The organism is Streptomyces roseifaciens, assembly GCF_001445655.1.
Taxonomy (GTDB): Bacteria; Actinomycetota; Actinomycetes; order Streptomycetales; family Streptomycetaceae; genus Streptomyces; species Streptomyces aureoversilis.
Map to the genome: position 1 here is coordinate 814,091 of NZ_LNBE01000003.1, position 11,762 is coordinate 825,852.

The following is an 11,762-nucleotide window of genomic DNA, read 5'->3' on the forward strand; positions in this document are numbered from 1 at the left end:
GCCTCCTTCCGGTCGGGGAACGGGGGTCGGGGCGGGTGGCCGGGGGAGCCGCCGGGCCGGGTGCGGGCGCCGCCCGCGGGCCCGGTCAGCCGGTCACCAGCCGGGTCAGGGCCGTGGCCGCGGCCCCGAGCACCACGACGAGGAGGGTGGGCCACTGGCGCCAGACGCCGAAGGCCCCGACGACGAGCCCGACGGCGCGGGCGTCGATGACGAGCGACTTGCCCTGGCCGAACATCTGGGTGGCGATCAGCGCCGCCAGCAGGGTGGGGGCCATGAGCGTGACCACGCGCTGCATGGCCGCGGGCAGCTCCTCGCCGCCGAGCAGTACGGGGCCGGTCGCCTTGAGCGCCATGGAGACGGCGCCGACCAGGAGCACGGCGAGCCACAGTCCGGTCATTTCCTCAGTCCCAACAGGCAGGCGGCGGTGGCGGCGATGAGGGGCACGCCCGGCGAGGCGAAGGGCACCAGGGCCAGCGCGATGGCGACCCCGAGGGCCGAGGCCGCGAGCGCCTTGCGGCTGGTGATCTGGCCCTTGAGGAGGGCGATGAACAGCACGGGCGAGACGACGTCCAGCCCGAAGCGCTCGGGATCGCCGAGGTAGTGGGCGCCCAGCAGGCCGACCGCGGTGCCGCCGACCCAGGCGGCGTAGACCAGCACGCCCGCGCCGAGCAGCCGGCCGCGCGAATAGCGGCCGTTGCCCACGTGGCCCACGGCCCAGGACTCGTCCACCACCAGCTGGGCGGACAGGAAGCGCTTGAGGACGCCGCCGGTCATGGCCGGGGCCACGCTGATCCCGATCGGCAGATAGCGGGAGTTGAGCAGGACGGCCGCGACGATCGCGGCGGCGACCCCGCCGCCGGTGCCGAGCACCGAGGCCGCGGCGAACTGCGCGGACCCCGCGAAGGTGGTCAGCGACATCACCACCGGGGCCAGGACTCCCATGCCCGCCGCGCGAGCCACGACGCCGAAGGAGACCGCGAATCCGAAGACGGCCACGGCCAGGGGCACGGCGGCCCGCAGACCGTAGAGTGCCTCCTCCCGGAATCCGGCGGCGGGGGCGGGTGTTTCCTGCGGTGGCGCCGACTCCTCGGCGGGTAATGCCTCTTGCGAGTCCATCGACATCCTCCGCGGACATGCGGGCAACAGGAAACAGTGCCGCCGCAGGTGATGCGGTGGCGACTACGAGCAGCAATAGTACGGAGTCATGGTGAGGTTTACTAGTTACTCAGACGGTTCGGTGACCCTGGCTGAGGACCTGGTCAATACCTACAACATCGTGCGCAATGTGGAGAAGATGCCCGATGTTGCGGCATTGTCCGCCCTCCTCGACGCCTGCGGCATCCGGCCGCCCGCAGCCCTGACCGAAGCGGACCTCGCCGCCGTGCGCGGGCTCCGGCCCGTGCTGCGCGAGGTCTTCGGCGCCCCGGACGCGGCCACGGCCGTCGCCCTGCTCAACGCCGTGCTCGACGGCCACCGCGCCGTGCCGCACTACACCGACCACGACGGGTCGTGGCACCTGCACGTCGCCGCGCCCGGCGCCCCCGTCGCCGACCAGTACGCGGTCAACGCCGCCATGGGGCTGCTCACCGTGGTCACCACGAGCGGCATGGAGCGGCTGCACGTGTGCGTCGGGAACCGCTGCGCCGAGGTCTTCGTGGACACCTCCCGCAATCTGTCGCGGCGCTTCTGCTCCCCGCAGATCTGCGGCAACCGTGCGACCGCTGCCGCCCACCGGGCCCGCCGGAAGGCGGCGAGCCCGGCCGCCTGAGCAGGGAATTGCGCCTTTTGTGCCTATCTGTACCGGATATTGACAGCGCAAGGGCGTTCTATATGCTCATTCCACTAGCTGACTAGTTAATTAGCCGGTGGGGCAGGTGGGGTGGGATGACGTCAGCCGACGGCGCGAGCCGCTGGGCCGTCGAGGCACGGGAGCTGGGCAAGCGCTACCGCCGCCGCTGGGCCGTGCGGGACTTCTCCGTGCGGATCCCGGCCGGTGCGGTCTGCGGGCTCGTGGGCCCCAACGGCGCCGGAAAGAGCACGCTGCTGGGCATGGCCGGGCGGCTCGTCCGCCCGACGGCCGGGAGCCTGCACGTCTTCGGGGCGCCGGTGTCCGGCACCTCGGGCCTCGCCGACACGGCGTTCCTCACCCAGGACAAGCCCCTGTTCCCCCGGTTCACGGTCGAGGAGACCCTGCGCCTGGGCCGGGAGCTCAACCCGCGCTGGGACCAGGCCGCGGCCGAGCGGATCGTACGGTCCGGGAAGCTGCCGCTGGCCGCGCGCGTCGGCAGCCTCTCCGGCGGCCAGCGCTCCCGCGTGGCCCTCGCCCTGGCCTTCGGCAAGCGCCCCCGCCTCCTGCTCCTCGACGAGCCCATGGCCGGCCTGGACCCGCTCGCCGCCCACGAGATCGGCGGCCTCCTGCTGGCCGAGGCGGCCGAGCAGGGCACGACCGTCGTGATGTCCTCGCACCGGATGTCCGACGTGGCCGCCATGTGCGACCACCTGGTCGCCGTCGACGACGGCCGGGTGCGCCTCGCGGGCGGGACCGACGCGCTGCTCTCCGCCCACCTCCTGGTGACCGGCGTGCACCTGACCGACGGCATGCCTGCGGAGATCGCCCGGCACACCGTCGTCGAATCGCGCGCCGTGGGCCGTCAGTTCACCGCCCTCATCCGGCCCCGCGGCCGGGTCGAGGGCGACTGGAAGATCGTCGAACCCGGCCTGGAGGAGGTGCTGCTGGGCTACATGCGCTCGCCCGCCGCACCGCCCTTGCTCACGGCCGAGACCCGTACCGAGAGCGCACAGAACCAGGAAGACGAAGAGGGGGCGGCATGAGCACGGCCGTGGAGACGCCCGTCGCCGGGAAGGGCGGCAACGGCGAGGACGGCAAGAAGCCGCCGCGCATCCTGCGCGGACTGCCGTGGCTGGTCTGGCGGCAGCACCGCGTGGCCTTCGTGGCCTGCCTGCTGCTGACCGCGGCCGGCTGTGTGCACATGCTCTGGCAGCGCGGCACGATGACCGGCTTCCTCGCCGGTGCCCGGGCGACCGCCTCGGTGGAGCTGGCCGAGCTCTTCGACCAGAAGTACGGCGAGCCGTTCCAGAACGCCACGTGGCTGATGTCGATGGTGCCCGTGGTCGCGGGCGTCTTCCTCGGCGCCCCGCTGATCGCCGGGGACCGCGAGCGCGGCACCGTGCAGCTGGTGACCACCCAGTCGGTCACCCGCGGCCGCTGGCTCGCCGTCAAGCTCGGCATGGCGGTGCTGATCACCGTCGTGTGCTCCGCGGTGCTCTCTGCCGCTTTCACCTCTTGGTGGGAACCCGCGCACGACCTCGTCAACGCCGGCCAGTGGGACTCGGCGAACATCTTCGACAACACCGGCCCCGTGCCCGTGGCGCTGGCCCTGCTCCACCTCGCCGTGGGCGCCGCGCTCGGTCTGGTCGTCCGCCGCACCCTGCCCGTCATGGGACTCGCCCTCGGCTTCTCCTTCGCCTGGGGGCTCGTGTCCGACCACCTCCGGACGGGCTTCACGACGCCGCGCGTGCTCGTCAACCCGGTCGAGCAGGGACAGCCCGATCTGCCCGTGGGCGCCGTGCGTTACGACAACTGGACGGTCGACGCGCACGGCGGGCTCCACGGCTTCGGCGCGTGCTTCAACGAGCGCACCCCCGCGGAGTGCAGGGCCAAGGGCATCGTCGCCGAGCGCCTGGAATACTTCGGGTACGACCAGATGCCCGGCATGCAGTGGACCTACGCGGCGCTCGTGCTGGCCGCGGCCGTCGCCCTTCTCGCCCTGACCCTGTGGTGGGGCCGGCGGCGCCCGCTGTGAGCCGCGCCGGGTCGCAGCACGCAGGGACGGGATGAGGGGGGCCGCACCATGGTCGAGTTCAGAATCGACCGGCAGAGCGGGATGGCCGCCTACCTGCAGATCGTCCAGCAGGTCCAGGAGGCGCTGCGCCTCGGCATCCTCACCGCGGGGGACCAGCTGCCCACCGCGGCCCGCGTCGCCGCCGTCACCAAGCTGAACCCGAACACGACGCTCAAGGCCTACCGCGAGCTCGAGCACCTCGGGCTCGTGGAGGCCCGGCCGGGGGTCGGCACCTTCGTGAGCGCCTCCCCGGAGCGGCCCCGCTCCCTCGCCGACTCCCCGCTGCGCGGCGAGCTTGCGGACTGGATGAGCCGGGCCCGCCGGGAGGGCCTCGACTGGACGGACGTCTCCGCGCTCATCACGGCCGCCCGAGCGGAGCACTACCCGGCCGTGTGACGGACCCGGCCCCCTGCATCAGTCCCACCGCGTACCCACGCCCGTACGCCCGCGACGAAATGGCATGACCGCCCATGACGGCTCTCGTACCCGACTCCTCCACCGCCGGTCCCGGCGCGATACCGGCCCCGCCGGAGCCGTCGGCACGGCAGCGAGCGAAACGTATCTTCCGGTTCCTGCTGCCCGCATGCGCCGTCTACGCCGTCACCACCGCGCTCCACCTGCTGATCCTGTCCGCCATGAGCGACGCGGACGGCCCCGGCCTGCGCAAGCGCCTGCTGGCCTGGGACGGCAACCTCTACGTGGGCATCGCCCAGGACGGCTACGCCCACGCGTACTCCTACACCGACGACGGCAGCCTCACGGGCAACAACCTCGCGTTCTTCCCGCTGTTCCCGATGCTGATCCGCGCCGTCCACGCCGTCACGTGGCTCGACTGGGGCACCTCCGGCATCGTCGCCGCCCACCTCGCGCTGCTCGCCGCGCTGATCGTCGTGCACCGCCTGCTGGCCCGGCTCCACGGCGGACGCACCGCCCTCTACGCGATCGTGCTGCTCGCCGGGGCGCAGCCGATGGCGCTGTCCTTCCTCATGTCCTACAGCGAGTCGCTCTTCCTCGCCCTGGCCGCCGGCACGCTCCTGGCCGCGCACCGCAAGGCCTGGCTCACCGCCGGGACGCTGGCGCTGCTCACCGGCCTGACCCGGCCCGCCGCCGCGGCCGTCGCCGCCGCGCTCGCCGTCGCCGCCCTCCTGCACCTGCTGCGCGAACGCCGCATCACCCCGCGGCCCCTGGCCGCCGTCGCCCTCGGCTGCCTGGGCACGCCGTTCTACCTGTGGTGGGTGGGACGGCGCATCGGCGAACCCGACGCCTGGTTCCGCATCCAGGAGGCCGGCTGGGGCACCCACTGGGACAACGGGGCGGCCTTCCTCGACTTCCTCGGCGAGACGCTGCGCCGGGGCGAGGGCTGGGTCTCGGTGAGCACCGCCGTGCTCCTGCTCGCCCTCGCCTGCGCCACCGTGCTCACCTGGCACCGCGGCACCTGGCCGCCGCTGCTCGTCTACGGCACGGGCATCGTGGTCCTCACCCTGGCCCAGAGCAACTACTCGCACTCCAAGCTGCGGTTGCTCATACCCGCGGTCCTCTTCCTCGTCCCCGCGGCCCGCGCACTGGCGGCGGCCCGCACCCGTACGGCGGTGACCGTGCTGTGCGCGGCCACGCTCTTCGGCTGCTGGTACGGCGCCTTCATGCTCACGGTGTGGAAGTACGCGATATGAGGGGCGCGCGGGTCACGGTTTGCGGGCGAGCGCGGCGCAGCAGACGGCCTCCGCGGCCGTAGGCCGGCCCGGGCCCCCGGGGCGGTCGGGGCGCCAGCGGTGGGCGAGCGTGACGCCCGGCTCCAGCAGCTCCCAGCCGTCGAAGAAGCGGCGGAACTCGGCCGCGCCGCGCAGCTGGAGCGGGGTCCCGGCCCGCGCGTAGACGTCCGTGACCCGGCTCATCGCCAGCGGGGAGAAGTCGGAGGTGCCGTGCGTGATGACGAGAGCGCTGCCGCCGGGCAGCGCGGCCTTGAGGTCCTCGACGACCGCGTGGGCGCGGTCGCAGCCGTCGTCGGGGACGAAGTGCAGCAGGGCGTTGAGGGTGAGCGCCACCGGGCGGCGGAGGTCGAGGGTCGCGCGCAGCTGCGGCGCCTCCAGGACGCTGCCGGCGACGGTGACGTCGGCCTGCACGTACGCCGTGCGGCCCTCGGGGCGGCCGCGCAGCAGGGCGGCGGCGTGCGCGAGGACGACGGGGTCGTTGTCCGTGTAGACGACGCGGGCCGCGGGACTGATCCCCTGGACGATCTCGTGCAGGTTGGGCGAGGTGGGGATGCCCGTGCCGATGTCGAGGAACTGGGTCAGGCCCTCGCGGGCGAGATGGGTGACGGCACGGTGCATGAACTCCCGGTTCATCCGGCAGGCGTCCCCGGCCGCCGGGAAGGCCGAGAGGATCCGCCGCCCCGCCTCGCGGTCGGCGGCGAAGTGGGTCCGCCCGCCGAGGAGCCAGTCGTAGATGCGGGCCGAGTGGGCCCGGTCCAGCCGGAGGTCGACCACGGGCTCCTCGCGGGCCTCGCCCATCTTCTCCGCCTCCCCCTTGCGTTACGGCCGCCCCATACCTGTCCCGCGTCACCGGCGGGTAACCGCTCCGCTGCGGAGAGCCAGATTTTTTGCGGGGTTGTGGCACGGCGGGGGCTGCTTTTCCGGTTCATTGGAAGAACGCAGGAGAAGACGCGACGAGAGGCGCCCATGAGAGACAGCGGTCGGACGCCCGCGCCCGCCGGGACCACCCGCCCGTCCGAGCGCCGGATGGAGATCGCCTTCACGGCCTTCCGCGAACTGCACGAGCACAGGTGGGGCGCGTACGCGTACGTCCACACCGGGGACGCCGAAGCCGCCGTGCACATCACGGAGGCCGCCTTCGACCGGCTGTGCGCGCAGTGGCCGCACGCGCTGCGCCAGCCCTCCGCCGACTCCTACGCCTGGTCGCTGCTCAAGGAGCACGTGGCCGGCTGGCTGGCCCGGCACCGGCGCGGCACGGCGCTGCCGACGGCCGCCCTCCACTGCGCGGCGCACGTCCCGGAGCCCGAGCGCGGCCGGCGGTTCCGGCTCCTGGAGAGCCGGATGGCGCTGTACGCGGCGATCGCCCGGCTGCCCGAGCGGCAGTGCGACGCGCTCGTCCTGAACCTGGTCATCGGCTACACCGTGGCCCAGGTCGCGGACCTGCTGGGCGTCGAGCGGGCGGCCGCGCGCTCGCTCATCGGCCACGCCAAGCGCAAGGTCGTCGCGGCGCTGTCCGCGGTGCCCGCGGCACCCGCGGAGCCCGCGTCGTCGCCGGTACCTGCGACGCCCGCGACGCCTGTGCCGCCGGCGTCAGCTGCGTCATCCGCGTTATCCGCGTCAGAAGTCCCTTTAGAGGCCCAGCATTCCGGCAGGGGGAAGTAATGCCGCGCAGCCACGACACCGAGGGCGACGTCATCGAAGCCATGCTGACCTCGGACGCCCGCGCCATCGCGGTGGCGTTCGAGAACCGGCGCCGCCCGCGACGGCACAGGCCGCCCGCGGAGCCCGCACCGGCCGGCCCCGGCGCCCGCGAAGAGGCCGCCCACGAGCTCGACCTGGCCTGCGTCCTGGTGATCAACGCCGTCGAGGCGGCCGACAGCCTGGAGCGGTTCGTGGACGACCGGGGCATCGACCCCGAGGGCGCCCTCGTCTTCGCGTGCCTGCTGCACGTGGCGGGGCACACCCGCGCGGCCGGCTTCTGGTGGCAGTTCGCCGCCGGCGGCGGCAGCCGTACCGCCGCGTACTGCCTCCACCTCGCGCACCGCCGCGACGGCGAGTTCCGCGACGCCGCGTTCTGGCGCGCCCAGGCCGCCCACGACCCGCAGGAGCCCCCGCGGCCCGCGTCCCGGGTGGACAGCCGCCGCAAGCTGCTGACCGACGCGGCCCGCCACGAACTGCTCATCCAGTGGCACAGCGGCCTGACCCCCCATCTGCCCGCCGCGCTGGAGAGCGTCGTCAACCGTCTCGCGGTCGACGGCGACGACGAGGACTTCGGCGAGGTCCCGCAGCCCGCCCCCGGTCTCGTGGAGCGGCTCTCCCGCGAGGCCGGAGCTGCTGAGCCGTACGGGTGAGAGCACGGGTGCCGTCCGGTACGAACGGGAATTCTCCGGAGTGCCGGACGACGTGGTTCCGCCACGACGTCGAACGCCGCCGGGAAGGACCGCCGCGATGACCCTCATTTCCACCCAGGACGGTCTGGTCGTACCGCCCGGCGGGGGACGCACCCTCGTCACCCCCGCCCAGCAGGTGACCTTCAAGGTCACCGGGGAACACTCGCGCGCGGCCTCCAGCTTCGAGGTCGTCGTCCCGCCCGGCTTCGACGTCGGCGCGCACCTGCACACCCGCAGCGAGGAGCTCTTCTACGTGCTGGAGGGCGAGCTGGACGTCCTCGCGTTCGAGCCGCTCGTGCGGACGCGGGACCACTGGCGGGAGTGGCGCTCGGCCGCCGGGCAGCGGTACGCCCGCGCCACAGCGGGCACGGTGATCCTGGTGCCGCCGGGCTGCCCGCACGCCTTCGCCAACCCCACGTCGGAGCCGGTGCGGATGTTCTTCCAGGCCTCGCCGCCGCCCGACCACGAGCGCTACTTCGAGGAGCTCTTCGAGATCCTCGAGGCGGGGCCGCCGGTCGACCACGAGGCGATCGCCGCCCTGCGCGTGCGCTACGACATCGAGCAGCTCACGCCGCTGCGCACCGCGGGCCCCGCGGCGGGCTCGTGACGGACCTTCACGACGTCCTCGAACCGTACGTCCGCAGCGGTGCGGTGCCGGGGGCGGTGGCCCTGGTGGCCCGCGAGGGGCGGGCGGAGGTGGAGGCCCTCGGCTCGCTCGACGCCGACGGCACGGCCCCGATGACCAGGGACTCCGTCTTCCGCATCGCCTCGCTCACCAAGCCCGTCACCGCCGCGGCCGCCATGATGCTGGTCGAGGACGGCCGGATGGGCCTGGACGACCCGGTCGGGCGGTGGCTGCCGGAGCTGGCGTCCCCGGCGGTGGTCCGCACGCCGGAGTCGGCCGTCGGCGACGTGGTCCCGGCCGCCCGGCCGGTCACCGTGACGGATCTGCTCACCCTCCGCGCCGGCTACGGCTTCCCGGCCGACTTCTCGCTGCCGGCGGTCGCCGCGCTGTTCGAGGAGGTGCAGGGGCATATCCTCGCTCCGCAGGGCAACCTCCCGCCGGACGAGTGGCTGGCGGCCCTGGCCCGGATCCCGATGCTGCACCAGCCGGGCGAGGCCTGGCTCTACCACACCTGCTCGGACGTCCTGGGCGTGCTGATCGCCAGGGTCGCGGACCGTCCCCTGCCCGACTTCCTCGCCGAGCGGCTGTTCGAGCCGCTCGGCATGGCCGACACCGGTTTCGCGGTCCCGGCCGCCGCGCTCGGCCGGTTCGCCAGCCTGTACCGGCCCGTTCCGGACGGCGGCCTGGAGCTGGCCGATCCTCCCGACGGGCAGTGGAGCAGCACGCCGGCCTTCCCGGCCGCGGGCGGCGGGCTCGTCTCGACCGCCGACGACCTGGCCGCCTTCGCCCGGATGCTCCTCGCCGGGGGCACGACGGACGGCGGGCGGCCGCTGCTGTCGCCCGCGTCGGTGCGGCGGATGACCACCGACCACCTGACGAGGGCCCAGCGCGAGGGCGCCGCGCTGTTCCTGGAGGGCCAGGGGTGGGGTTTCGGCGGCTCGGTCGACGTCGCGGCCGCCGACCCGTGGAACGTTCCGGGCCGCTACGGCTGGGCCGGCGGCACCGGGACGGCCGCGCACCTCGTCCCCTCGACCGGCCTGGTCGCCGTCCTGCTCACTCAGGTGCAGATGACCGGGCCGACTCCACCCGAGGTGATGCGGGACTTCTGGCGGTACGCGGCCGGATTCTGATCCGGCGTCCGCTGCGGTTCTCCTACGAGGCGGCTGCGACCGCGGCTGCGGCCACCGGCGCGCGCCGGGCCGGGACGACCACGGGGGAGCCGTCGGCGGGGGCCTCCAGGATGTCGGCCTCGATGCCGTACAGCTCGCGCACCAGGGCGGTGTCGACGACGTCGCGCGGTGCGCCGTGGGCGACGACGCGCCCGTCCTTCATGGCGACGACGGTGTCGGCGTAGCGGGCGGCGCTCGCGAGGTCGTGCAGGACCATGACGACCGTGCGGCCGGCGAGGGCCACCTCGCGGACGAGGTCGAGCACCTCGACGGCGTGGCCGATGTCCAGGGCGCTGGTCGGCTCGTCGAGGAGGACGATCGGGGTCTCCTGGGCGAGGACCATCGCGAGCCAGCAGCGCTGGCGCTGGCCGCCGGAGAGCTGGTCGAGCCGGCGGCCGGCGAGCGCGGCGACGCCCGTGGCGCGCAGCGCCTCCTCGACGGCGCGCTCGTCGTCGCGCGACCACTGGCGGAACAGGCCCTGGTGCGGGTGGCGTCCGTAGCGCACGAGCCCGGCCACGGTGACGGCCTCGGGGGCCAGCGGCGACTGGGGGAGCAGGGCGATGCGGTGCGCGGCCTGGCGCTGCTTCAGCTGCCAGATGTCGGCGTCGCCCGCGTACACCCGGCCGGACTCGGGCTGGTGGAGCCGGGCGACGGAGCGCAGCAGGGTGGACTTGCCGCAGCCGTTGGGACCGACGATCGCGACGACCCGGCCGGAGGGGATGGTCAGGTCGACTCCCGCCACGGCGCGGTGGCCGGGGTATCCGGCGATGAGCTGTTCGACGCGGAGCTCCACAGGCGGGCCTTTCCAGAAGATCGCCGGCTGATATGGACCCTCCCATGGGGAGAGCTTTAAGGTAAGGCTAACCTAATGTCCATTGCGGGCCGGTGCGAGGGGTTCCTCATGCTGCCTGCTGTCCTTTTGCCATTCCTTTCCGTCCCCGTCTTCACCCACGCCCGGAGCCTTCTGATGACCACACCCAACCGCCTCCTCCCCTTCGCCCCGCGCCGCGCGGTGCAGGTGCTCGCCGCTGTGGGGGCGGCCGCGCTGCTGGTCACCGGCTGTGGCTCCGACTCCGACAAGGGCTCGGACAAGAAGTCCGACAACGCGGCCGAGTCGGGCGGCGGCACCCGTACCGTCAAGGACGCGACCGGCACCGCGGTGAAGGTCCCGGCCAACCCCAAGCGCATCGTGACGCTCACCCAGGAGGACCTGGACGCGGTGCTGGCGCTGGGCGTCAAGCCGGTCGGCATCACCAACGGCCAGGGCCTGAGCAAGCCGCCGGCCTACCTCGCCGACAAGGTCAAGGACATCAACGTCGTCGGCAACCTGCTGCAGCCGGTGATGGACAAGGTCGTCGCCGCGAAGCCCGACCTCATCCTGGCCGGTGACATGCAGGACGAGCAGATGCTCAAGCAGCTGCGCGAGATCACCCCGGCCACGCTGGTCACCATGGCCCCGACCGATGACTGGAAGCTCTCCTTCCGTGGCATCGGCAACGCCCTGAACAAGATGAACGAGACCAACAAGGTCATCGGCGACTACGAGGCCAAGGCCAAGAAGGCCGGCGAGGGCCTCGGCGACAACAAGGGCGCCGAGGTCAGCATCGTCCGCTGGAACCCGGACGGCCCCAGCTGGATGGAGAAGAAGCAGTTCGCCAGCGGCGTCGCCCTGGACATGGGCCTCAAGCGCCCCAAGGCGCAGGACAAGGACGGCAACGCCCACACCCCGGCGCTCAGCCTGGAGAAGATCAACGAGATCGACGGCGACTGGCTGTTCCTGTCGACCCTCACCTCCGACGGTGAGAAGGCGCTGAAGGACGTCCAGGAGAAGCCGGCCTACAAGGACCTCGGCGCGGTCAAGAAGAACCACGCCGTGACGGTGGACGGTTCGGTCTGGTCCACGCGCGGCGGCCCGATCGCCAGCACGGTCGTCGTGGACGACATCGTGAAGGCGCTCTCGGCGAAGTAAGCACCTCGCCCTCAATCGCCGGTCACGGCAGTGAAAG

14 protein-coding genes are annotated in these 11,762 nt (G+C 73.2%); 10 read left to right on the top strand and 4 right to left on the bottom strand.

What is annotated here, in order from left to right:
• Positions 1–85 precede the first annotated feature (85 nt).
• Positions 86–397 carry an AzlD domain-containing protein gene (locus AS857_RS09430; RefSeq protein WP_058042672.1) on the bottom strand — a complete coding sequence of 104 codons (312 nt, stop codon included), beginning with the start codon at positions 395–397 and terminating at the stop codon, positions 86–88.
• The gene (locus tag AS857_RS09435; RefSeq protein WP_160330202.1) at positions 394–1,116 is read right to left on the bottom strand and encodes an AzlC family ABC transporter permease; all 723 of its coding nucleotides are present in this window, start codon (positions 1,114–1,116) and stop codon (positions 394–396) included. Before AS857_RS09435 ends, AS857_RS09430 begins: the two co-directional genes overlap by 4 nt.
• 121 nt (positions 1,117–1,237) lie before the next feature.
• On the opposite strand from AS857_RS09435, the gene AS857_RS09440 reads away from it, so the two are divergent.
• From AS857_RS09440 to AS857_RS09460, 5 genes are all read left to right on the top strand, one after another.
• Positions 1,238–1,768, top strand: a complete 531-nt coding sequence (locus tag AS857_RS09440) for a CGNR zinc finger domain-containing protein (RefSeq protein ID WP_058042673.1) — start codon at positions 1,238–1,240, stop codon at positions 1,766–1,768.
• A 116-nt stretch (positions 1,769–1,884) separates the two neighbouring features.
• Entirely contained in the window at positions 1,885–2,832 is a 948-nt protein-coding gene (locus AS857_RS09445; protein ID WP_058042674.1) for an ABC transporter ATP-binding protein, read from the top strand.
• Positions 2,829–3,824 (top strand): ABC transporter permease subunit, encoded by a 996-nt coding sequence (locus AS857_RS09450; RefSeq protein ID WP_058042675.1) that lies wholly within the window; start codon positions 2,829–2,831, stop codon positions 3,822–3,824. The genes AS857_RS09445 and AS857_RS09450 overlap by 4 nt, the downstream gene beginning before the upstream one ends.
• Before the next feature lie 48 nt (positions 3,825–3,872).
• Complete coding sequence (locus AS857_RS09455; RefSeq protein WP_058042676.1) at positions 3,873–4,259, top strand: GntR family transcriptional regulator; 387 nt, start codon at positions 3,873–3,875, stop codon at positions 4,257–4,259.
• Between the two features lie 74 nt (positions 4,260–4,333).
• Complete coding sequence (locus AS857_RS09460; protein WP_063804213.1) at positions 4,334–5,533, top strand: hypothetical protein; 1,200 nt, start codon at positions 4,334–4,336, stop codon at positions 5,531–5,533.
• 12 nt (positions 5,534–5,545) lie between these two features.
• Here the strand turns inward: AS857_RS09460 and AS857_RS09465 are convergent, their stop codons facing one another.
• The gene (locus AS857_RS09465) at positions 5,546–6,370 is read right to left on the bottom strand and encodes an SAM-dependent methyltransferase (protein ID WP_058042677.1); all 825 of its coding nucleotides are present in this window, start codon (positions 6,368–6,370) and stop codon (positions 5,546–5,548) included.
• Between the two features lie 168 nt (positions 6,371–6,538).
• Between AS857_RS09465 and AS857_RS09470 the strand changes: the two genes are divergently transcribed.
• The 4 genes from AS857_RS09470 (at position 6,539) to AS857_RS09485 (ending at position 9,717) form a co-directional block, all read left to right on the top strand.
• Positions 6,539–7,234 carry an RNA polymerase sigma factor gene (locus AS857_RS09470; RefSeq protein ID WP_063804214.1) on the top strand — a complete coding sequence of 232 codons (696 nt, stop codon included), beginning with the start codon at positions 6,539–6,541 and terminating at the stop codon, positions 7,232–7,234.
• Positions 7,234–7,923 carry a hypothetical protein gene (locus tag AS857_RS09475; protein WP_058042678.1) on the top strand — a complete coding sequence of 230 codons (690 nt, stop codon included), beginning with the start codon at positions 7,234–7,236 and terminating at the stop codon, positions 7,921–7,923. Before AS857_RS09470 ends, AS857_RS09475 begins: the two co-directional genes overlap by 1 nt.
• 97 nt (positions 7,924–8,020) lie before the next feature.
• The gene (locus AS857_RS09480) at positions 8,021–8,569 is read left to right on the top strand and encodes a cupin domain-containing protein (RefSeq protein ID WP_058042679.1); all 549 of its coding nucleotides are present in this window, start codon (positions 8,021–8,023) and stop codon (positions 8,567–8,569) included.
• Positions 8,566–9,717: a serine hydrolase domain-containing protein gene (locus AS857_RS09485; protein WP_058042680.1), complete on the top strand. Its 1,152-nt coding sequence runs from the start codon at positions 8,566–8,568 to the stop codon at positions 9,715–9,717. Before AS857_RS09480 ends, AS857_RS09485 begins: the two co-directional genes overlap by 4 nt.
• Before the next feature lie 22 nt (positions 9,718–9,739).
• On the opposite strand, the gene AS857_RS09490 is transcribed toward AS857_RS09485, so the two are convergent.
• A complete protein-coding gene (locus AS857_RS09490) occupies positions 9,740–10,549 on the bottom strand; it encodes an ABC transporter ATP-binding protein (RefSeq protein WP_058042681.1) in 810 nt (269 codons plus the stop codon).
• A gap of 174 nt (positions 10,550–10,723) precedes the next feature.
• Here AS857_RS09490 and AS857_RS09495 point away from each other — a divergent pair, with 174 nt between their 5' ends.
• Positions 10,724–11,725 carry an ABC transporter substrate-binding protein gene (locus AS857_RS09495; protein WP_058042682.1) on the top strand — a complete coding sequence of 334 codons (1,002 nt, stop codon included), beginning with the start codon at positions 10,724–10,726 and terminating at the stop codon, positions 11,723–11,725.
• The last annotated feature ends 37 nt before the right edge of the window (positions 11,726–11,762 follow it).